The following is a 20,735-nucleotide window of genomic DNA, read 5'->3' as shown; positions in this document are numbered from 1 at the left end:
AGATGGGGAGATGGGGAGATGGGGAGTGTGGGGAGATGGGGAGATGGGGAGATGGGGAGTGTGGGGAGATGGAACATTTTTTTATGCCGAATTAAGAGGATTTGATATCAACAATAGAGAATAGAAATTACAGCACTTTTGAGGATAGTCAGGTATACTTGTAGGACTATTCTTATATTTCCTGTTCTCTGTTCCCTGTTCCCTGTTCCCTTTTCCCTTTTAGGGTATTTATCAGGAAAAAACTATGGCAATTGATGATGATTTTTTGTATCCTCGCAGTCGATATCAAGGTGATTTTACCCCAGAAAACTTAGTATTTAATTCAAATCTGCAAGAATTTGCTCAACGAGTAAGTATAATTTGCGGTTTAGAAACTGGTGGAAAAATTTCTCCTGAAGAAGCTTACGAGCAAATCAAAAAACTTTGGAAACAGTTGAAAAATTCTAAGGAAAATTTAGGAATAGGTACAGACCCTGAAAATAATTCAGACCGGAAAAATATTTAATCAGGTAATTATATCAAGTTTACTTGAATATTGATAATTCATAGAGGAGTGGTATAAAATTTTCCTAAAATATGATTTTTTACAGCTGTTCTTTTCCATGATTAAAAACCAGATTTTTAAGGAAGAGGGAAGAAGGCTTTAGTTATCTAGAACAGAAGACTTAAAAGTCCAAAAAAACTTAAATTTTTTGTAGATATTCACCCTTGGGTTTACACAAACGATAAAGTGTGGAGATGATATGACTAATTATGTATGTCCGTCTACTTAAGTCTCAAAAATTGACATACTCCCGGCATCAAATCTAAGATTATGATGCGGGATTCTCATCTAAGATGATTCTACATTCATTGAAATGACTTACATTAACAATATTGCTATTATCAATCCAGCGGTCAAACTCTCCTGTAGCGTTTGGGATTTTGTCCCCAGTTTCCGAGTGCTCCTCGGTACTGTTAAATATCACTCCCAACATCTCCATCCCTTTAGCTAGAATATTTCTTACTGCGTTATGGTCTCTATCTACTATATAGCAACCGCCAAGGCGGTTGCTATATTAACTAAAATTACAGACTTTAAACATTGGCAAATAAAAATTTATATCATAAACTTTATATTAAGAGAAAAAACAAACTTAAAATTTTTGAAATAAACTCAGGAAAAGCTGAAATGAAAAAGGATGAATTTCTATATCCACAAAGTCCCTATTACGGACAAGCAACTCCAGCAAATATCAATTTCAATGCGAAATTACAAGAATTTTCTCATAAAATAAATTATATCAGTGGTTTACAAACATCAGGAAAAATTTCAACAACATCTGCTTATCTGCAAATTCAGGAACTATGGGAACAGCTGGAAAAAATCAAGAAAGATTCAGGTTTTTCTCAACAATCTTAAATATTCAAGCTCATTCATTTTCAAAGACTAACTCCATCCGATCGCCTCTAAATCTAGTCACCCAATATTCAATAATATTGCCATCCTGATTGACATTGATTGACTCTGCTAACAAAATAGGATGATTCAGAGGAACTTCCAACACAGAAGTATCTTCATATCTGACTATACGAGCATAAACATGAGTTGTACGACGAATATGATCGCTATTATATTTTTCCCTTAACAACTTAGAAATTGAACCTTTCTCTCGCAAAAATTCAATTGCTTCCTCCTCTACAATTCCTGGAAAACGATCTAAAGGAAAATGACTACTAGAAATATTAATAGGTTGATCGTCTGCAAATGCTAAACGTTCAATTAAAGCTACAGGAGTACCTACTTCTACTTCTAATCCTTGAGCAATAGAAGCATCGGCAGGTATTTCAACCATTTGCAGCAATCTAAAACTAGGCTTTTGGCCTTGGGCCATGAGAGTTTGATTATAGCGCACCCTTTTACCAATAAAATACTTAATTGGTGTACCAACAACAAAAGTCCCACGACCTCGATCGACTCTCACTAACCCTTCAGTTTTGAGAATGGCCATCGCCCTACGCAATGTATGACGGTTAACAGAAAAATATTCGCTCAGTTGAGCTTCAGTTGGTAACTTATCTCCTACTTTATAAATTCCTTGATGAATATTTTGGCGTAATTCTTCAGCAATTCGAGTATAAACTGGTAATACTTCACGGCTCATGGCATCTTGAATATATATAGATATATTTATGTTTAATATTTTTCTAGTTTAGATAAATATTGTGGAGCAGCCAACAATTATCAAGGGCAATAGGCACAGGAGTATGAGTAAATCAATAAAATTCACTCTTACAGTTAAATATACTAACGGTATTGAACAAAGTTTTGAGTTTTTTCCAGAATTAGAAAAAAATATGCCTAACTTGGCCAGTTATCTGCAAAAAGTCATGAGTTCCAGAGAATTGATAATTGAGTTGGAAGATTGACTCTTATACCGTTTCACGGAAGTCAAAAGCGAGTGCGTAATTCTGAGGCCCCCTCAGAATGTAAGATGCACTCAAGACAGTCAAAAATTAAAAGTTAAAAGTAAAATTTTATAGACTCCAAAGTTTGATCCCACAGTAATTTCAGGAAATTATTTCAGATATTCGGTTTGAAACTATTTGTGACATCTTTAAAGTAAATTGGTATTATTCATAGAGATCACCCCCACCCCCTAAATTGCCAGATATTACTTTGAGAAATGGGCGTTTACTCGATAATTGAATACTAATATTTTGACCATTATGACAACCGCAATGTAGCAGTTAGTTTTTTTTGAATAAAAAGTATATATCTATTATATATTGTATATATTGGAATTTGTATATACAAATATTGCTCTGGTGAATTGGACTGGAAAACCAATCTATGGACATTCAAACAGAAATGCGACAGGGATGGATAAAAACCTTAGCTAAATCTAATTTGAAGCAGTTAGAGACAAAAGTTGCAGAGATAGGCAAATTGCCTGCATACAACTTTATAAGGCCACCAGAAATAGGTCTGACAATGGTACGAGGCCGCGCTGGTGGAACGGGACAAATATTTAATCTAGGGGAAATAACTATTACTCGTTGTGCAGTCAAGATAGAGGATGTTATGGGTTTTGGTTATGTGGCAGGGCGATCGCATCGTCATGCTGAACTTGCTGCTTTGTGCGATGGTTTAATGCAACTGCCTGAATGGCATGATGTTGTAAAGTCTGTCGTTCTTGAATTTATTGAAGCAGAAGTTAATCACCAAAAGGAAATTGAACAACTACAAACAGAAGCTACGAAAGTTAATTTTTTTACTATTGCCAGAGGGGATTAATCAATTTTTGTGTGAGGTGTATTATTAGTGTTATAGCAATTCCCAAGAAGCGTGAGGTACAAAATTCGTTGGCGTTGCTTAAATGTAATGATAATTAGGGCTTGCTGATTAAATATAAAAGCATTGACATATAAAGACTTTAGCCTTTTTGGGAACGAAAAAAGTGCGCCTATTTCAGTCTAAAACGCTCAAAAAGCAGCGTATTTTAGGCGCATAGTTGGGCAGAAAAATCATTCTTACAATTCTTACTCCTACTTCCTCGCTCATTCCCATTTCTCCCCTCCTGGGAGGGGCGAGGGGTGGGTTGTCTCCTGTCTCCTACCCCTACTAAAATACTTTTTCAGCAAACCCTAATTAGACATCTACTCCACCCATAGGGAGTAGGGAGTAGGCAGCTTTGCTATAGGGGTAAAGAATTGATAATTCCTTTGGGATATAGATATTGATTTTTGATTCTTGGAGATGTCTATTAGCTGAAGGTAAAATTGAAAAACTGATGTTTTGCGCCCAAAGTTAATCTCAAAATTATTACCACTCAGCAACGCCAATTCGTTAGTTTTAGGAAACAGCGGTGCGACCCCGCGTCGGCGACAGACACAAGCGGTCAGACCCCGCGACGATGCCAGTCGCAAGGGAATGCCGACCAAGAGAGGGAATGCTGACCAAGAGAGGGAACGCGCACCAAGAGAGGGAAAAGGGAACAGGGAATAGAAGAACAATAAAGATAAGTGTACCTCATTAGGCTGATAAACGCTATATTTCTAATAATAAATCAATCAACTAATTGTCACAGGTACTTGTTAGCTTCAAAGCTTTTTTTATGATTACTAAACTACCAGGATTGCCTGATATTGTACATGATTCTCAAAGAACTTTTACCCATCTACTAAATGCCTTATCTTATCCAGGAAAGCAGCAAAAAATAGATGCTAAATTAACACCACCATCTGACTTGAATATAGCTTGTGCTGCTGCCTGTTTGACAATGTTAGATTTGGAGACAAAAGTATGGTTAAGTTCAGATTTTCATCAAGATGTAAAAGCTTGGTTATTGTTTCACACAGGTTGTCATTTTACCGAAAATTCTCAAATTGCTGACTTTGCTGTAATAAAGAATATTCAAACTATTCCCAAGCTATCAAATTTTCATCATGGAACAGCAGAAGAACCAGAAAATTCAACTACTTTATTTGTGCAAGGATCGAATTTAGAATCTGGCGATAAAGTTATATTGAAAGGACCGGGAATTTTAGAAGAAATAGCAATTTCAATTCCGAAATTACCGGAATTTTTCTGGTCAGAATGGGAAGTTAACTTTAATAATTATCCTTTAGGAGTAGATATATTTTTCTTTGCTCAAAATACAGTTATTGGTTTACCAAGAACAACTAAAAGTAGATTAGTAAAAACGTAAGTATTTCCTGCGAAATGCTGCTTAATTAATTGATAATTTATAATGGATAATTGATAATTACCTCTGGTTAAAACCGTTACGGAATTGAATATAAGGAAATATTATTTCTTTTCTCTTGATCGATTGGAGGACAGCGAGGAGACCCGTTCTTGCAGACCCGCTCCGAAGATCGCCATCCCACCCTTCGGGAAGCTACGAAGATCGACCGCTTTTTCCCCTTAAAAGGGGAGGCTTTAAACCAGAATTATTTAATAATTAATCATTAATAATTAATTATTAATTCTTCGGTAAACAGCTATTAGCAGTTAGCTCTGATATAGCAATTTCCAAAAAGAGTGAGGTACAAAACTCTAGGCTTTAGGCAACAGGCAACAGGCAACAGTAAAGTAAAGATAAGAGTGTATCTCACACTTACTGAGAAACGCTATATCTTTAACGAATGAAGCAAGCATTCGCTTAAGTTATACTACATTTTTAACTAGAAAATTGAAGCACAAGAACTACGAGCTTTAATTGTCAATTAAAGGTAATGAAGCTGATAGCTGAAGTCCTGAATGCTGACCGCTGAATGCTTATAAAAAAAACGGCAAACTAAGAGAAAAATTTGGTAAAATTCAAGCTACTAACTGTCAATTCCAGCGCAACAAGACTCTCTCCTTAAAGACAGTATTTAAATGAAAATAGACTTTAAGGGCAAGGGAGGCAACTGTTGTAGAAAGACAATTAATAAAGCTTTTATCGTCAAAAGCTTTTATCGTAAACTAAAAGCAATAGCTGATGGCTGAAAGCTGAATTATTACAAAAATTGAGGTAAAACAACATGGCTTATGTAGCAGTAAAAGGTGGAGAAAAAGCAATCAAAAATGCCGAAGCACTATTGCAAGCTTTACGGCGGGGAGACCCCAATATTTCTGAACTAAGTTTAGAGCACATTAAACAACAACTTACCCTCGCAGTTGATAGAGTTATGTGCGAAGGTGCCCTATATGATCGAGACCTAGCTGCTTTAGCAATTAAACAATCATGGGGCGATTTAGTTGAAGCAATATTTTTATTAAGAGCATATCGAACTACTTTACCAAGACTTTATTATAGTCAACCATTGGATACTAGCAAAATGAAGATTCGACGGCGAATTTCTGCAATATTTAAAGATATTCCGGGGGGTCAATATTTAGGACCAACTTTTGATTATATTCATCGACTATTAGACTTTAAATTAGCTGCGGAAGGAAATAACTATACTGCTCCTCAAAGTCAAAATTTCAACTTAGATGAAAATCTTCCCAGGGTAATGAATATTTTAGAAAAAGAAGGATTAGTTTATGAGGAAAAAACAGAGGATGAAAAACAACCTTATGACTTAACAAGAAAACCTCTAAAATTACCTGCTGAAAGAGATGCGAGATTACAAAATTTAGCTCGTGCAGATGAGGGTTTTTTGCTTAGTTTAGGGTATTCAACTCAAAGGGGTTATGGTCGTACTCATCCCTTTGCTGGGGAAATAAAAATGGGAGAAGTTGAGGTGTTTATTTTTCCAGAAGAACTGGGTTTTGAAATAGCGATCGCTGAGATTACTATTACTGAAGCTGAAAATGTAAATATGTTTACAGGTAGTAAGGAAGCAGCGCCACAACTTACTCGTGGTTATGGTTTAACTTTTGGCTATAACGAACGAAAAGCAATGTCAATGGCGTTAGTAGACCGTGCTATGCAAGCTAAAGAATTGGGAGAGGAAATACAAGGACCTGCTCAAGATCCAGAGTTTGTTTTGTATCACTCAGATAATGTTCAAGCTCAAGGGTTTGTACAACATTCAAAATTACCTCACTATATTGATTTTCAAGCAGAAATAAATTTAATTAGAAAGCTACGGAAGGAACACATTTAATAATTAATAATGAATAATTAATAATGAATAATTAATTGCTTAGGCAAAATTAATTACCTAATTTGACTCCCTAGTATTAATTAGTTGATAATTTAAGTGTCGTCTAAGTTAATAATTCTTTTTTCACTCTTGGTATTAGGTGTTCAACAATGAATAATGAATAATGAATAATGAATAATTAACAATTATCTCTCCTTGAAAAGAAGAGGATTGACTAAAAGGAAAATTTTTTCTTTTTTCTCCTTTAAAGGAGAGGCTTTAAAGCATAATTATTCGGTAAGTGGTATTGATATTTTTTTCGGAGATAAATATAGCCAACAACAGAAAGGAATACTTGGTACAGGAGCAAGATGCTCCCACTGTTCTTGTAATAAAAATAATGACAATGCACGACCATTACAATACACCACCACCTGATATTTAAGTTATTTATTCTGACTCCTGACTCCTGAGTCCTAATAACAGTTTGATAAATGTTTGCTACGAATTTCTGTTGCCTGTTGCCTGTTGCCTGTTGCCTATTCCCTATTCCCTATTCCCTATTAATTTAAATTCTGTATATGTTAAATAACCAAAATCTAGAAAGCACAAATGGCAAAGTAAATAACTCACCAGAAAATGGTTTTAACTTTGCCTATTTAGATGAACAAACAAAACGTTCTATTCGCCGTGCTTTACTCAAAGCAGTCGCCATTCCTGGTCATCAAATACCTTTCGGTTCCAGAGAAATGCCAATGTCTTATGGATGGGGTACGGGTGGCATTCAAGTTACAGCTTCAATCATTGGAAAAAAAGACATTTTAAAAGTAATTGACCAAGGAGCAGATGATACAACAAATGCAGTAAATATTCGTCGTTTTTTTGTGAAAGTTTGTGGAATAGAAACAACAGAAAAAACTACAGAAGCAACAATTATTCAAACCCGCCATCGGATTCCTGAAACTCCACTTCAGGAAGGTCAAATTATTGTTTATCAAGTGCCTATCCCGGAACCTTTGAGATGGTTAGAACCTTCTGAAAGAGAAACTAGAAAAATGCACGCTTTAGAAGATTATGGAGCAATGTATGTAAAATTGTATGAGGATATTACGAGGTTAGGAGATTTTGCTACGACCCATGATTATCCAGTAATGGTAAATGACCGTTATATAATGAGTCCGACTCCTATCCCACGATTTGATAATCCTAAAATGAATTATTTACCTGCTTTACAACTTTTTGGTGCGGGAAGAGAGAAGCGAATTTATGCAATACCTCCTTATACTCAGGTGAAAAGTTTAGATTTTGAAGATTATCCTTTTACTGTAGAAAAATGGGATAAAGCTTGTGAGTTTTGCGGTTCTACAGAAAGTTTTTTGGATGAAATTCTGATAGACGATCTAGGAAATAAAATGTGGGTCTGTTCTGATACAGATTATTGTCATCAACGGCAAAAACAACTTGAAGAAGGAAGAAGGAAGAAGGAAGAAGGAAAAAGTGGATGAGCATAGTCTTTAATACAGCACTTCCTGTCTGAGAACCCCAACCAATTTTCATTAATGGATAATGGATAATTACCTCGGGTTTTAACCGTTACGGAATTGAATATAAGGAAATATCCTAGCACTTTTTTTCCCCTTGAAAGAGGAGACTAATAAAGCTGAATTATTTAATTAAAAATTATTAATTATTAATTATTCGGTAAGCACCGTTTCAAGAATTGATAATTGATAATTACCTTTCTCTAAAAGGAAGAGAATTAAATAAATAAAAGGTAAGCATTCAGCTATTAACTGTCAGCTATAGCGCAAAAAGACTCTCTCCTTAAGGACAGTGTTAAAATGTAAGCATTCAGCTATTAGTGGTCAGCTCAAGCGCAATAAAAATAAATGAACCAAGTATTTGCTTTACTTCTACTACATTTTTAAACTAAGAATTGAAGCACAAGAACAACGGGCTTAAATTGTCCATTAAAGGTAATAAAGCTGACAACCGATAGCTGACTGCTGTTTGCGCAGCATTCCGGAGGAAATGCTTACATAAAAGCTAAATTAAAACTACATCATGGTGGATTATGGAACCATTATTAAATGTTGAAAAGTTGAGTAAGTTTTATAGAAATATAAAAGCTTGTGACCGTGTTTCTTTTAATCTCTATCCTGCCCAAGTTTTAGGAATAGTAGGAGAATCAGGTTCAGGTAAATCTACTTTATTAAATGCTATTGGAGGATATATACCAATTGAGTACGGAAATATCACCTATACTACCTCTAGCGGAGAAGTATTAACACTCCCAAAACTATCAGAAACTCGTCGTCGTTTATTAATGCGAAATGAATGGGGGTTTGTTCAACAAAATCCTCGTGATGGTTTACGAATGAATGTAACTGCTGGAGCAAATATTGGCGAACGTTTAATGAATATAGGAGTAAAAAATTATGGAAAAATTCGGGAAGAAGCAGCTTATTGGTTAAGGCAAGTAGAAATAGATATTAATAGAATAGATGACTTACCAAAAATGTTTTCTGGAGGGATGCAACAACGTTTACAATTAGCTCGTGTTTTAGTCACAAAACCGAGGTTAATATTAATGGATGAACCTACTGGAGGTTTAGATGTTTCGGTACAAGCTCGTTTATTAGATTTAATTCGTTCTCTGGTGCGAAATCTCAGTTTAAGTGTTATTTTAGTTACCCATGATTTAGGGGTGATTAGATTACTTGCTCACCGTTTATTAGTAATGAAAAATGGGCAAATTGTTGAGTCTGGTTTGACTGATCAAGTATTAGATGACCCTCAACATTCTTATACTCAACAATTAGTTAGTTCAACATTAATTCCATGAGTTATATCATGTCCGGCAGCATCAGTATTGTAAGCGTGAAGGTAAGGAAGAAGGAAGAAGGAAGAGGGAAGAGGGAAAAGGGAAAAGGTAGGAAGGTTTAAGAGCAAGAAAAAAACTTTAATTTCCTGTATATATTCACGCTTTGGTTTACACAAACGCGCGCCAACGGACATAATATTAAGGAAGAAAGAGCGAGGGAAAAAAAATTATGACAAAAGTCAAAATTACATCTTTTTTTGTCCTGGTTTGTCTGACGTACATTTTTCTTTTGCCTATTCCTGACTTCTGCCAAATTTTGACTGTTACCTATTGCTATATTTGTCAAATCTTTTGAGTTGACCCAACCTACGGGAAACAAATTTTTCAGCATCAGCATTTCACGGTACTCAAATATGAAAAATTATTGATGACTACTCAACTAATAACAACTAATCATCAACTAGAAAATAGTGTGGTCGAAACTTCTCGACTACTCAAAGCACAAGCAAAAAAATTAGGAAGAAATTCTCATCCCTTTGCTTGTTTCAGCAATATGACAATCAAAAACAACTATACAGTAGTTGAATATTGACTAAGGAATTATCAAATTATCTAGTCTCTTTTGAGTTGACCCAACATGGTGAGAAGCAAATTTTTCAGCATTAGTATCTCACCTGACTTAGAGATAAGAAATTATTGATGACTACTCAAACCTTAATAACTAATCATCAGCTAGAAAATAGTGTAGTCGAAATTTATCGACTACTCAAAAAAACAGCAAAATAATTAGGCAAAAATTATCATAATGATAGGTTTCGTTAAGAGGATAAATCATCTCACCAAAACCTATACAGTAGTTAAATATTAGGTGAATAATTATCAAAATTTCTAGTTTCAGTCATCGCAATAATTTGACTTTTAACTATTGCTATCTTTGCCATATTTTTTGGTTTTACCCAACTTACGAGAAACAAAAAAAAATCACCATCAACATCTCACGGTACTCAAATATGAAAAATGATTTATGACCGAAAATTTATGGTTAATAGCTTCCCTTTTTCAAGGGATGAGAAAACAGAATATTCCAGATTTAAATCCTCTTGCTTTCCTACGGAATGCTGCGCAAACAGCAAGATTTACTGATAACTGATAACTAATAATTGATAACTGAAATGACTACTCAACCACTAACAGCAAATAATCAGCCAGAAAATACTTTCCCAGAAAACTCTTTATTATTAAAAGCAGAAGCATTAGAAAAAAGCTTTACTTTACACAACCAAGGCGGAGTAAAATTATCAGTCTTAAAAAATATTTCTCTCAGTTTAACAGCAGGAGAATGTATTGCTTTATCTGGTAAGTCTGGTTCGGGAAAATCTACATTTATGCGTTGCCTTTACGGTAACTATCGAGTCGATAAAGGTTCGGTTTTAATCAAACATAAATCTACCTGGGTCGATCTTCCTAAATTAGCACCCCATCAAATATTAGAAGTACGAAAAAATACTATTGGTTATGTTAGCCAATTTTTACGAGTAATTCCTCGTGTGCCAGCTTTAGAAGTAGCAGCAGAACCTTTATTAGAATTAGGAATTGAGCCAAAAGTAGCCTATCAAAAAGTGGCAGAATTATTCGATATATTGAATTTACCAAAACGTCTTTGGCATCTTTCTCCTACTACTTTTTCTGGAGGTGAAAAACAACGAATTAATCTCGCCAGAAGCTTAACAGTTGATTATCCAATTTTATTATTAGATGAACCAACATCAGCTCTAGATTCTGTCAATCGTCAAGTAGTAATTGAACTTTTAGAAAAACGCCTAGTTAATGGGTGTGGTTTAATCGGCATTTTCCATGATGAAGAAGTAAAAAGAAGACTTTGTACCAGGGAAATTATGTTTGGAATTTAGTTAATAGATATCTCCATAAAATAGGGAGTAGGAAGTAGGAATGTTGCATGAAACGTCCGTACAGAGTAGGGGGAAATAATTGATAATTTATGTAGGATAATTGATTTTATTTTTTATTTTTGGAGATGTTTAATGAAACCTAAGCATTCAGCCGTCAGCTATCAGTCATCAGCTATTGCTTTTGAGCTTTATTAAACCCTATATTCAGGTAAGCATTCAGCTATCAGCCATCAGCTATCAGCTTTTTTTATTACCTTTAAAGGAGCAAAAAGTAATTGAGAGATTTCCAATAATTAGTTGAAAATGTATGAATAAGTTAAGCCGATGGTTGCTTTATGAATTAAAAAGCTGTTTGCGTAGCATTCCGCAGGAAGAGCTGACTGCTTATGGCTGTTTGCGCAGCATTCCGCAGGAAATGCTTACATATTAAGGGGTATTATTAAGCCAGAATCCAGTGATAATTAAATATTACAAAAGCATGTTCCTTTGACGTTAAAGTCTATATTCATTTAAACACTTCGTTCAGGGGAGAGTTTTATGACTGATAATGGCTGAATGCTTGCAATTAAACTTAAACAATTTTCAAGCCCAAATACTGAATTTAAAGCATTTTTCATTGAATAATGTCATTTTTTGACTATGGGGTAGTTTTTATTAAAAACAACATCTAGAAAAAGAAAAAAATGAGAAGGTTGAAAGTTTTGTATTTTATCGCAAAAGAAAGTTAGAGCTTATGAAAAATTAGAAACCATAGAATATCAATAATTAGCCTTAATGAGCCTTTTGGCTTTTGTCATACTTTTATTGATCTTCCCTCGAAATAATGAAAATAGTTAGTAAGCATTCAGCGGTCAGCTATAAGCTATTAATTCATTGCTTTTTATAGCAGGAATTAGTATTGAGATATTTAAGGATAATTCAAAGTATTGTAAAAAAAACTAACCTTGACCTTAGCAGTGTATATTCATTATTTATGAAACAGCTAAAAGCTGACTGCTAATAGCTGTTTGCGCAGCATTCCGCAGGAAATGCTTACAATAGTTAAACTTCATAATCAATAGTAATTTTATCTGCCAAAATTGGCTTAATCAAAGTCTTAATAATTTCTTGATGATAGGCATTTTTTGCATAAGCATCAAGAGCAGCTTTATCCTTAAATTGCACTACTAAACCATTTTGAAAACCTTGAGAAAGCTCCGAGAAATTATTCCCACAAGATATATCAATTATTTCCGGGACTTTCCCTTTCATTCCTTTCAAAGCAGACATAACCGAAGTAATAGTTTCTGCTGAAGTATCTGGATGCCACTTAAATAAAACTATATGTACTATCATATAAATCAATCTTTCAAAACTGCTCCTGTATTTTAACAGAAATAGAGGTTACTATAGAGAAACTAAAAATTCCAATTGGTTAATTTAAGATTAACTGTTGATTAAATAAATATGAACGAACAAATTTACACAAACTATCGCCTACAGTTACCAGACCAAGAAACTATTGGTACTCTCATAGTTCGTGATGGAAAAATAGCCGAAATTCAGCCAGGAATTGTTAATATTGGTCAAGATGGTCAAGGAGAATATTTAATGCCTGGACTGATAGAACTTCATACAGATAATCTAGAAAAATGTATGTCTCCTCGCCCTGCCGTCAAATGGCCTTTAGCAGCAGCAGTATCTTACCACGACCGAGACTTAATTACTTCTGGAATTACAACAGTTTGTGACGCGATCGCCATTGGAGATATTAAACCTAATTCTGTTCGAGTTAAGCGTTTTGGTGAAATGATTGAAGCTATTTTTGAAGGACAAAAAACAGGTAGATTTCTGACAGAACATCGGCTACATTTACGTTGTGAAATTTCCTTTGAAGACATATTTACTGCTGCGGAAAAATATGCAAATAATCCGTTTCTTTCTCTCATGTCTTTGATGGATCATACTCCTGGTCAAAGACAATTTGTGAGTGTGGAAAAATATAAAGAATATTACATGGGTAAATATGGAATTAGCGAAGTAGAAATGAATAAATTTATTGCCCATCGTCAGGAAACTCAACAACAATATGCTCCTAAAAATCGTCAAGCATTAGTTGAATTAGCAAAACAAAATGGAATTTCCCTAGCTTCTCACGATGATGCAACAATAAGTCATGTGCAAGAAGCTTTAGAGAATGGGGCAGTTTTAGCAGAATTTCCAACTACTTTAGAAGCGGCAAAAGAAGCTTATAATTCTGGATTACAAGTATTGATGGGAGCGCCAAATTTAGTATTAGGAGGTTCTCATTCTGGAAATGTATCTGCAATGGAATTGGTAGAGCAAAATTTAGTAGATGTAATTTCTTCAGATTATGTACCTCGCAGTTTATTACAATCTATTTTTATTATTAGTCAGAAAATTGGTAAACCTTTATATGAAGCTATGAAATTAGTTACAATTAATCCGGCTAAAACTATTAATTTATCTCACGATAGAGGCAGTTTAGAAGTTGGCAAACGTGCTGATTTAATTACGGTACATGATGATGGTATAGTTCCACATTTAACTTCAGCGATTATTAATGGTCGTCGTGTTGCTTAAACTGTTGATTTTACAGAAGGGAGGATTTTTTTTTAGTCTTACTTCACGGAAATTTTGCTAAAATTAAATGTCAAATCAATCAGGTATTTTAGGTCGTGTTGCTTAAACTGTTGATTTTACAGAAGGGAGGATTTTTTTAAGTCTTACTTCACGGAAATTTTGCCAAAATTAAATGTCAAATCAATCAAGTATTTTAGGCTGTAAAAATTTGTGGGCTAATTCCCCTTAACAAAATTTTAAAACTTAGTATGAAGGTTGCTCTGGTAAATTTTTACCCTAGTCAAAAAATCTAGTTAATGGTTAAAAAAGCCATGATTTTACTGAAATATATAACCCCAAAAAACACCATCAAATAACGGTAAAATTTTATTTACTAGAATTATAAAGTCAACAGTAAATCTGTTTTAATTAACCCCTAACAACTAATTATACCAATTCCCAAAAATAATGCTATACTTCATGAAAAATTCAGTTATTAAGTAATAATAATGGTTAAGTAATGTTTGTAACGATTCCCGGTATTAAACCAAAATATCTTATTTCTTTGAACCCTACTCCCTACTCCCTAACCCTCAAAGATATGTAGCAATACTTTTGATATTTGGTATTATTTTTTATCACTTATAAATACACAATGAAAATGAAACCCGATATAAAAACAATCATTCAAATTCTTTCCTCAAAAGGTCATATTCAATATAATCAAGAATCTATTAGTCAACTAGAACACGCTCTCCAATGTGCTACTTTAGCAGAAACAGAAAAAGCCAATAATGAACTAATTGTGGCTTGCTTATTTCACGACTTAGGACATCTAATTCACAACTTAGGAGAAGATGCTGCAAACAAAGGTATTAACGACCATCACGAATATCGTAGTATCAAATATTTAAAACATTTATTTGGAGAAGCTGTAACAGAACCAATTCGCCTTCATGTTGAAGCAAAACGTTATCTTTGTGCAACAAAACCTAACTATTATTCAGCTTTATCACCAGCTTCTCAACAAAGTTTAGAATTACAAGGAGGAGTATTTTCTTCTGATGCTGCTGCTCAATTTATTCATCAACCCTATGCAAAAGATGCAGTAAAACTAAGAATTTGGGATGACCAAGCTAAAGTTGTTGGTTTTAAAACTCCAGATTTAAAACACTTTAATCAGATAATCCTTGAAGAAGGAAGAAGGAAGAAGGAAGAAGAAAGAAGAAAGAAATAAAAAGGAAAAAGTGGATGGGGACTCAAACTCCAACCAATTGTAAACATCCTATAGCAATCCTATTTTACTTGTGTATAAAAATCTTACAACTTTTAGGCAACAGGCAACAGGCAATAGGTAGGAGTTTCAGTTTTTTTATCTACTTTTTGATTTGTCACAACCTATTTAGGATTGCTATATAGATGGCGGGTTATTAAACAAAAAAAAATATAAAAATATGATAATTTTGTAATATTAACAATTTATTACTCATGAATTTTTCTATCAATTTAAAACAGGAAAACCACCCTAGATATAAGTTAATAAATTTGTAAGCATTTCCTGCGGACTGCTGCGCAAACAGCTATTAGCTATCAGCTTTTCCTGCGGAATGCTGCGCAAACATCAACAATACTTTCTCTTTAAGAACAGTGTTTAAATTAAAATAGACTTTAAGGTTAAGAGAACCGACTTTTGTAGTAAGACAATTAATAAAGCTTTTATCGTAAACTAAAAGCAATAGCTGTTAACGCAGTTCCTCCGATAGGAGGCTGACTGACGGCTGAATGCTTACATAAATTTAGTTATTAACAGGTAGTAAATCGGAGAAATAAAATAATAGAATAGTTTTTCTGCTATATTATCTTAGATTGATTTTTCAAAATTACAAAATCAAGTAATTATCACAATTAATTATGACTGATTGAGAATAAATCAACCACTTTTAATAATTAAGATAATTAAAATAGAACTGCTCTTGATAAAGAGCGTACAATTAAAATATTATTATATACAACTTCTTAATGAATTTGGTATAAATTGTTTTCATATCTATTTTACTAAAAGGATAGATTTTATTTCTCCTGACTACTTACTACTAAAAATACCCCAAATATCTATAGCGAAAACTCGTAAAAACGGTATAACAAATTAATTATAACTATAAAAAACCGATGAATAAATTCCCAAAAATCACTCATGTTATTTATGACTTAGACGGTTTACTACTAGATACAGAATCAATTCATGCTCAGGTAAATTCAGAAATTACCAGTCGTTATGGCAAAAAATTCGACAAACAAACTAAGTGTAAAATTACTGGTAGAAAATCAATTGATTCTGCCAAAGCAATTGTAGAATTATTAGAACTACCCGTCACTCCCGAAAATTATCTTCAACAAAGAAATACCCTCACATATCAACGCTTTCCTGAAGCAAAACCAATGCCAGGTGCAGTTCATCTTACCCAACATTTATATCAAAATAAAATACCTCAAGCTGTAGCTACAAGTTCTTCCAGGGAACCATTTAATTTAAAAACAAAAAATCATCAAGAATGGTTTCAATTATTTAACCATATTGTTGTAGGAGATGACCCTAATCTTAAAAATGGAAAACCAGCACCAGATATTTTCTTAATAGCTGCCAAAAGATTAGATGCTTATCCCAAAAATTGTTTAGTATTTGAAGACTCTTTAGCAGGAATGGAAGCTGCCTTAGCAGCAGGAATGTCCGTAGTAGTTGTACCAGATCCTGATATGGATAAAACCTTATTTTATTCCGCCCATCAAATTCTTAATTCCTTAACAGAATTTCAACCCCAATTATGGCAACTACCAGCATTATTTTGAAGAAGGAAGAAGGAAGAAGGAAGAATTCATTAATTGATAATTGATAATTGATAATTGATAATTACCTCTGCTTAAAACCGTTACGGAATTGAATATAAGGAGATATTATTTCTTTTTTTTCCCCTTAAAAGGGTCGGCTTTAAACCAGAATTATTTAAGTATTAATTATTAATAATTAATAATAAGTATCAAAAAGTGCGAGGCTTTAGTTATCTAGGAGAAAAACAAGAACAAAGAAGAAAAAAGCGAAAAGTCTATTAAACTCCAAAAAACTTGTAGACACCCTGTACACGTTGGGGTATTAAACCAAAAAAGGAAAAGATAAGAATACATTATCGTTACCTGCGGTGTCCACAATTGATTAGAGTTTAATCTTTTATTTTAAGATAGAAACATTAACCTAAAACCTAAAACCTACAACCTACAACCTACAACCTAAAACCTAAAACCTAAAACCTTCTTCAAAACCATATATTTTTGAAACAGTGATAATATCTAAAAAATAGTTTTTTATGTATACAAACCAACTAAATAATGATGATATTTACTCAACCTATTCCTTTAATTCGCTCCAAATTCGGCTTTACTCTCCTAATTACGGCAACTTTCATTCTTTTACAACAACCACTTAATGCTCAATCTGAAAATTCCGCAGAGCAAGAAATTCCGATTCAAGTTCCACCAGAAAACTCTACAGACCCACAAAACCTTCCTTCTTCTCCAGTTCCAATACAACCCACACAACCCGAAAATGTTCGTCCTTTAAATGAACAAAATAGTCTTCTCAGTCTTCAGGGAGGACAACGTTTAATGAGTGAAGCTGACAATGCCATTGCCTCAGAGAATTATGATTTAGCTAGTCAGAAACTTCAAGAAGCTCGTCAAATATTTAATCAACTTTCTAATTTCTATAGTCAATTAGCTGCTAGTTTTTCTGGTATAGATAATCGTCTGGCAGATGACCAACGTACCAAGGCGTTGGACACTGCTCAAATGAGAGACCAGGCCACTTATCAATTAGCTTTAGTCCACCGGGCGCAAAACCAACCTGAATTAGCAGTACCATTACTTGTTCAAATTATTAGCTCTCAGCAACCCACTCGCGATCTAGGAAAAAAAGCCTACCAACAATTACTAGAATTAGGATTTGTTGATATTCCCTATCCTAGATCCTCTGGAGAGAACCAACCTCCTAACTCATCCCAGTCTCTTAATTAATATAGCAAGGAACGAGTTAGTGTTTTACTTATGTTAATGATGAACCGTAAGACACAGAAATACTTTTCCTACTGTTGCCTGTTGCCTGTTCCTTGTTCCCTACTATATGTAGAATAACAGTAACTTTACAGTGGAAGAACAATGAATTTAGAAGAAGTTGAATCAATGATTAAAGCTGAGTTGCCAGATGCTCAAGTACAAGTCCAAGATTTAACCGGAGGTGGCGACCACCTACAAGCGACTGTTATTTCGTCTCAGTTTGAAGGAAAAACTAGAGTTAAACAACATCAAATGGTTTATGCTGCGGTACAAGAACCTATGGCTTCAGAAGCTATCCATGCTTTGGCTTTAAAAACTTATACTCCTCAAGAGTGGGAAGCTGTGGGACAAACTTCTTAATTTTTGCTTTTGAGTTACAAAGCTGACAGGATTATTTAGTTATATTAGCCATAATTGATTAACTTTGATAATTTGCCTCAATATATCAGGCAAGTTAATAGTATCTATAAATCAAACAGCACTCGGCTATTTAGTTAAGGTAAAGATATCAGCAATAGGTTGGTATCAGCTAAATGCTGAATGCTTAGATGACCATCTATCTATTTGAGGAAATAGCTATGACTCTAACTCCAGAATTGAAAGCCAGAATTGATGACTTAGTTACTAAGAATAAAATTATGGTTTTTATGAAGGGTAATAAGTTGATGCCCCAGTGTGGTTTCTCTAACAATGTTGTACAAATATTGAATATTTTAGGAGCTACCTATGAAACTTTTGATGTGTTAGAAGATCCAGAAATTCGTCAAGGAATTAAGGAATATTCTAGCTGGCCAACAATTCCCCAGGTTTACATTAGTGGCGAATTTATCGGTGGCTCTGATGTGATAATTGAAATGTTCAATAAGAATAAAGAAGAACTAGAGCAAAAGGTAGCAATTGCTTTAGCCTCTTAGACACTCTGTATTTGTCAATCTAAAACTATTAAAAAAAAGAATGAAGGGCGTTATTCAATACCCTTCATTTTTAGATTTAAACTACTGTAATTTAGTAATAATCTATTTCAGTTTCAGTTTGTAATGCTGGCATTTCAACAAAATTTGAAGGGTCGTATATGTAGCGAGTTGTTTCTTCCTCCAATCTATTGATTAAAAATGGTTCGATCGCTTTGGAGATTCTCAAAGATGCTAGGTAGCCATCTAAATATATACGCATCTCCTCATAGCGGTAACCACGGTTCCACATTTCGACGAGGGCGTCAGTGAGTTTTTGATAGTGGCGAATTGTTAGAGCGTCGGTTAACATGACCTTTTTATTCTCAGAATTAATGGTTATATTTTCTGTTAAAACCTAGTCTTTAGGTTAATGTAATTTGATTTTTTGTGCAACTGCTAGTGTTTGTTTTTTAGATTAATGTTAATTAACTATAAAGTTGGTATTACACATTACAGGAACACTTGTAGCTGAACATTTTTTTGACTATTCTTTTTGCTGCTTTTATTTTAAAACAATTTCCTCAAACCCCTCAACTCTTTAGTAGACTTATAAATCTATTGATTACCAGTCCATCTTATTTCTACAATAGATTTTTTGTACTTTCCGCTAATTTTCAAAATAAATTCAAAAATCTTGAGTTGGAAAAAAAATAAAATATGTGATATAGTGAAATGTTGAATACACTAGATAACTTTGATTTTGGTCGTGCAAAATATTAGGAATTAGGGAAAATTTTGCCTGGGACACTGTTGATATAGGCTAGATTTTGATAGCTGTAAGGCCAATAATTAATTGACAATTGATTCATCGCACATTGAGAAGAAGTCAGAAGAAAGAAGTAGTAATCAACCGAGAAAAATTCAGTAGGAGATTTTACCGCAAGGAAGTAAAAGTTGATTAGTTTTGATTAAAGTATACTTGTGGGAAGTCGCTCAAAAATAATCACTGTTAGTTTTGCAGAGGAAATATCTAAGCAGTGACCTATGTTACAAAACTCTTACTAGACTTTATGTTAACTTAGTAGTAGCTAATTATAGGAAAAGCCATTAGGAATTAAGTGGGAGCTGCTTGTATTCTAATTTTAGAAGGAAATCCGCGTTTGCGATCGCTGCTTGGTTGGCATTTGCAGCAAACAAACCACTCTGTACATCAGTCAGCGAATATTCATCATGCCAAGCAATTAATACATAGTCATTGCCCAAATCTAGTAATTATGGAAGCTGACCTACCTGATGGAAATAGTCTCGAATTTTGTCAGTGGGTTCAGCAACAGCAAAAGTCCTTAATTTTTATGCTCTCCTCGCAAACAACTGAAGCAGATATTGTCGCAGGATTAAAATCTGGAGCAGATGACTATCTCACCAAACCTTTTGGTATGCAAGAATTTATGGCCAGAGTAGAAGCACTACTACGTCGGCAGAGGAGCATTAGTTGTAGCCCACCTATAAGTCTAGATTATGGTGACTTGATTATTGATTTAGTACATCGTAGAGTTAAATTGAACGGCAGTTTAATTGATTTAACTCCACAAGAATTTAGTCTCCTTTATGTCTTAGCTCAATCAGGGGGAATACCCCTAACTCGCTCACAATTACTACACAGAGCATGGCCAGACTCTATAGATAATCCTCGCACCATAGACACCCATGTACTATCTCTGCGAAAAAAAATCGAAATTGACCCTCGCCAACCTAGTCTAATTCAGACAGTTAGGAATGTAGGATATAGGTTCAATCGAGAAATCTTAACTATAAATACATGGGAACAGAATTATCAGAGCTATAGACAACCTCAAAAAGTTACACCTGCTTAATACCAGG

At 34.1% G+C, this 20,735-nt stretch carries 22 protein-coding genes; 19 read left to right on the top strand and 3 right to left on the bottom strand.

Annotated features, from left to right (window positions below; translation table 11 throughout):
* Nucleotides 1-244 precede the first annotated feature (244 nt).
* Both F6K18_RS22870 and F6K18_RS22865 read left to right on the top strand, forming a co-directional pair.
* Complete coding sequence (locus F6K18_RS22870) at nucleotides 245-505, top strand: hypothetical protein (RefSeq protein ID WP_287524398.1); 261 nt, start codon at nucleotides 245-247, stop codon at nucleotides 503-505.
* A gap of 579 nt (nucleotides 506-1,084) precedes the next feature.
* On the top strand, nucleotides 1,085-1,402 hold the full coding sequence (locus F6K18_RS22865) for a hypothetical protein (RefSeq protein ID WP_353735140.1): 318 nt from the start codon (nucleotides 1,085-1,087) through the stop codon (nucleotides 1,400-1,402).
* Nucleotides 1,403-1,412: 10 nt separating this feature from the next.
* Here F6K18_RS22865 and phnF read toward each other — a convergent pair whose 3' ends face one another.
* Nucleotides 1,413-2,144, bottom strand: coding sequence for a phosphonate metabolism transcriptional regulator PhnF (gene phnF, locus F6K18_RS22860; RefSeq protein WP_287524396.1), 732 nt, complete (start codon nucleotides 2,142-2,144; stop codon nucleotides 1,413-1,415).
* A 103-nt stretch (nucleotides 2,145-2,247) separates the two neighbouring features.
* On the opposite strand from phnF, the gene F6K18_RS22855 reads away from it, so the two are divergent.
* From F6K18_RS22855 to phnL, 10 genes are all read left to right on the top strand, one after another.
* Complete coding sequence (locus F6K18_RS22855; RefSeq protein WP_287242669.1) at nucleotides 2,248-2,409, top strand: hypothetical protein; 162 nt, start codon at nucleotides 2,248-2,250, stop codon at nucleotides 2,407-2,409.
* A 424-nt stretch (nucleotides 2,410-2,833) separates the two neighbouring features.
* The gene (gene phnG, locus F6K18_RS22850; protein WP_124146795.1) at nucleotides 2,834-3,277 is read left to right on the top strand and encodes a phosphonate C-P lyase system protein PhnG; all 444 of its coding nucleotides are present in this window, start codon (nucleotides 2,834-2,836) and stop codon (nucleotides 3,275-3,277) included.
* A 501-nt stretch (nucleotides 3,278-3,778) separates the two neighbouring features.
* Nucleotides 3,779-3,988: a hypothetical protein gene (locus tag F6K18_RS22845; protein ID WP_124146794.1), complete on the top strand. Its 210-nt coding sequence runs from the start codon at nucleotides 3,779-3,781 to the stop codon at nucleotides 3,986-3,988.
* Between the two features lie 109 nt (nucleotides 3,989-4,097).
* Nucleotides 4,098-4,691, top strand: coding sequence for a phosphonate C-P lyase system protein PhnH (gene phnH / locus F6K18_RS22840; RefSeq protein WP_287524393.1), 594 nt, complete (start codon nucleotides 4,098-4,100; stop codon nucleotides 4,689-4,691).
* 820 nt (nucleotides 4,692-5,511) lie between these two features.
* Nucleotides 5,512-6,582 (top strand): carbon-phosphorus lyase complex subunit PhnI, encoded by a 1,071-nt coding sequence (locus F6K18_RS22835; RefSeq protein WP_287524391.1) that lies wholly within the window; start codon nucleotides 5,512-5,514, stop codon nucleotides 6,580-6,582.
* Between the two features lie 560 nt (nucleotides 6,583-7,142).
* The gene (locus tag F6K18_RS22830) at nucleotides 7,143-8,066 is read left to right on the top strand and encodes an alpha-D-ribose 1-methylphosphonate 5-phosphate C-P-lyase PhnJ (protein WP_287524388.1); all 924 of its coding nucleotides are present in this window, start codon (nucleotides 7,143-7,145) and stop codon (nucleotides 8,064-8,066) included.
* Nucleotides 8,067-8,635: 569 nt separating this feature from the next.
* Nucleotides 8,636-9,406 carry a phosphonate C-P lyase system protein PhnK gene (gene phnK / locus F6K18_RS22825; RefSeq protein ID WP_287524386.1) on the top strand — a complete coding sequence of 257 codons (771 nt, stop codon included), beginning with the start codon at nucleotides 8,636-8,638 and terminating at the stop codon, nucleotides 9,404-9,406.
* Nucleotides 9,407-9,812: 406 nt separating this feature from the next.
* Nucleotides 9,813-9,977: a hypothetical protein gene (locus F6K18_RS22820; protein WP_287524384.1), complete on the top strand. Its 165-nt coding sequence runs from the start codon at nucleotides 9,813-9,815 to the stop codon at nucleotides 9,975-9,977.
* Between the two features lie 432 nt (nucleotides 9,978-10,409).
* Nucleotides 10,410-10,535 (top strand): hypothetical protein, encoded by a 126-nt coding sequence (locus F6K18_RS22815; protein ID WP_287524382.1) that lies wholly within the window; start codon nucleotides 10,410-10,412, stop codon nucleotides 10,533-10,535.
* Between the two features lie 22 nt (nucleotides 10,536-10,557).
* Nucleotides 10,558-11,295, top strand: coding sequence for a phosphonate C-P lyase system protein PhnL (gene phnL / locus F6K18_RS22810; protein ID WP_287276122.1), 738 nt, complete (start codon nucleotides 10,558-10,560; stop codon nucleotides 11,293-11,295).
* Between the two features lie 1,041 nt (nucleotides 11,296-12,336).
* Here the strand turns inward: phnL and F6K18_RS22805 are convergent.
* On the bottom strand, nucleotides 12,337-12,630 hold the full coding sequence (locus tag F6K18_RS22805) for a Dabb family protein (RefSeq protein WP_287524380.1): 294 nt from the start codon (nucleotides 12,628-12,630) through the stop codon (nucleotides 12,337-12,339).
* A gap of 111 nt (nucleotides 12,631-12,741) precedes the next feature.
* On the opposite strand from F6K18_RS22805, the gene phnM reads away from it, so the two are divergent.
* The 6 genes from phnM to grxD all read left to right on the top strand — a co-directional run bounded on the left by phnM (nucleotide 12,742) and on the right by grxD (nucleotide 18,875).
* On the top strand, nucleotides 12,742-13,878 hold the full coding sequence (phnM, locus tag F6K18_RS22800; RefSeq protein WP_287524377.1) for a phosphonate metabolism protein PhnM: 1,137 nt from the start codon (nucleotides 12,742-12,744) through the stop codon (nucleotides 13,876-13,878).
* Nucleotides 13,879-14,512: 634 nt separating this feature from the next.
* Complete coding sequence (locus tag F6K18_RS22795) at nucleotides 14,513-15,094, top strand: phosphonate degradation HD-domain oxygenase (RefSeq protein ID WP_287524375.1); 582 nt, start codon at nucleotides 14,513-14,515, stop codon at nucleotides 15,092-15,094.
* A gap of 932 nt (nucleotides 15,095-16,026) precedes the next feature.
* Nucleotides 16,027-16,704, top strand: a complete 678-nt coding sequence (locus F6K18_RS22790; protein ID WP_287524372.1) for an HAD-IA family hydrolase — start codon at nucleotides 16,027-16,029, stop codon at nucleotides 16,702-16,704.
* 537 nt (nucleotides 16,705-17,241) lie between these two features.
* A complete protein-coding gene (locus F6K18_RS22785; protein WP_287524478.1) occupies nucleotides 17,242-17,922 on the top strand; it encodes a hypothetical protein in 681 nt (226 codons plus the stop codon).
* Nucleotides 17,923-18,063: 141 nt separating this feature from the next.
* On the top strand, nucleotides 18,064-18,321 hold the full coding sequence (locus F6K18_RS22780; protein WP_287524370.1) for a BolA family protein: 258 nt from the start codon (nucleotides 18,064-18,066) through the stop codon (nucleotides 18,319-18,321).
* Nucleotides 18,322-18,539: 218 nt separating this feature from the next.
* On the top strand, nucleotides 18,540-18,875 hold the full coding sequence (gene grxD / locus F6K18_RS22775) for a Grx4 family monothiol glutaredoxin (protein WP_124146798.1): 336 nt from the start codon (nucleotides 18,540-18,542) through the stop codon (nucleotides 18,873-18,875).
* Nucleotides 18,876-18,966: 91 nt separating this feature from the next.
* Here the strand turns inward: grxD and F6K18_RS22770 are convergent, their stop codons facing one another.
* The gene (locus F6K18_RS22770) at nucleotides 18,967-19,224 is read right to left on the bottom strand and encodes a DUF6761 family protein (protein ID WP_287524367.1); all 258 of its coding nucleotides are present in this window, start codon (nucleotides 19,222-19,224) and stop codon (nucleotides 18,967-18,969) included.
* Nucleotides 19,225-19,972: 748 nt separating this feature from the next.
* Here F6K18_RS22770 and F6K18_RS22765 point away from each other — a divergent pair.
* Nucleotides 19,973-20,728 carry a response regulator transcription factor gene (locus tag F6K18_RS22765; protein ID WP_287524366.1) on the top strand — a complete coding sequence of 252 codons (756 nt, stop codon included), beginning with the start codon at nucleotides 19,973-19,975 and terminating at the stop codon, nucleotides 20,726-20,728.
* The last annotated feature ends 7 nt before the right edge of the window (nucleotides 20,729-20,735 follow it).

It is taken from the genome of Okeania sp. SIO2C2 (genome assembly GCF_010692625.1).
Lineage (GTDB): Bacteria > Cyanobacteriota > Cyanobacteriia > Cyanobacteriales > Microcoleaceae > Okeania > Okeania hirsuta.
The sequence above is the reverse complement of the archived record's forward strand: the minus strand, read 5'-3'. Positions and strand labels throughout refer to the sequence as shown.

Excerpts from the sequence above, each read along its gene's own strand:
- grxD (WP_124146798.1), top strand. The coding sequence starts at position 18,540 with ATGACTCTAACTCCAGAATTGAAAGCCAGAATTGATGACTTAGTTACT.
- F6K18_RS22790 (WP_287524372.1), top strand. The coding sequence starts at position 16,027 with ATGAATAAATTCCCAAAAATCACTCATGTTATTTATGACTTAGACGGT.
- F6K18_RS22780 (WP_287524370.1), top strand. The coding sequence starts at position 18,064 with ATGAATTTAGAAGAAGTTGAATCAATGATTAAAGCTGAGTTGCCAGAT.
- F6K18_RS22770 (WP_287524367.1), bottom strand. The coding sequence starts at position 19,224 with ATGTTAACCGACGCTCTAACAATTCGCCACTATCAAAAACTCACTGAC.
- phnG (WP_124146795.1), top strand. The coding sequence starts at position 2,834 with ATGGACATTCAAACAGAAATGCGACAGGGATGGATAAAAACCTTAGCT.
- phnH (WP_287524393.1), top strand. The coding sequence starts at position 4,098 with ATGATTACTAAACTACCAGGATTGCCTGATATTGTACATGATTCTCAA.
- phnL (WP_287276122.1), top strand. The coding sequence starts at position 10,558 with ATGACTACTCAACCACTAACAGCAAATAATCAGCCAGAAAATACTTTC.
- phnM (WP_287524377.1), top strand. The coding sequence starts at position 12,742 with ATGAACGAACAAATTTACACAAACTATCGCCTACAGTTACCAGACCAA.
- phnF (WP_287524396.1), bottom strand. The coding sequence starts at position 2,144 with ATGAGCCGTGAAGTATTACCAGTTTATACTCGAATTGCTGAAGAATTA.
- F6K18_RS22855 (WP_287242669.1), top strand. The coding sequence starts at position 2,248 with ATGAGTAAATCAATAAAATTCACTCTTACAGTTAAATATACTAACGGT.
- F6K18_RS22835 (WP_287524391.1), top strand. The coding sequence starts at position 5,512 with ATGGCTTATGTAGCAGTAAAAGGTGGAGAAAAAGCAATCAAAAATGCC.
- F6K18_RS22805 (WP_287524380.1), bottom strand. The coding sequence starts at position 12,630 with ATGATAGTACATATAGTTTTATTTAAGTGGCATCCAGATACTTCAGCA.
- F6K18_RS22785 (WP_287524478.1), top strand. The coding sequence starts at position 17,242 with ATGATATTTACTCAACCTATTCCTTTAATTCGCTCCAAATTCGGCTTT.
- F6K18_RS22795 (WP_287524375.1), top strand. The coding sequence starts at position 14,513 with ATGAAAATGAAACCCGATATAAAAACAATCATTCAAATTCTTTCCTCA.
- F6K18_RS22870 (WP_287524398.1), top strand. The coding sequence starts at position 245 with ATGGCAATTGATGATGATTTTTTGTATCCTCGCAGTCGATATCAAGGT.
- phnK (WP_287524386.1), top strand. The coding sequence starts at position 8,636 with ATGGAACCATTATTAAATGTTGAAAAGTTGAGTAAGTTTTATAGAAAT.
- F6K18_RS22815 (WP_287524382.1), top strand. The coding sequence starts at position 10,410 with ATGACCGAAAATTTATGGTTAATAGCTTCCCTTTTTCAAGGGATGAGA.
- F6K18_RS22820 (WP_287524384.1), top strand. The coding sequence starts at position 9,813 with ATGACTACTCAACTAATAACAACTAATCATCAACTAGAAAATAGTGTG.
- F6K18_RS22830 (WP_287524388.1), top strand. The coding sequence starts at position 7,143 with ATGTTAAATAACCAAAATCTAGAAAGCACAAATGGCAAAGTAAATAAC.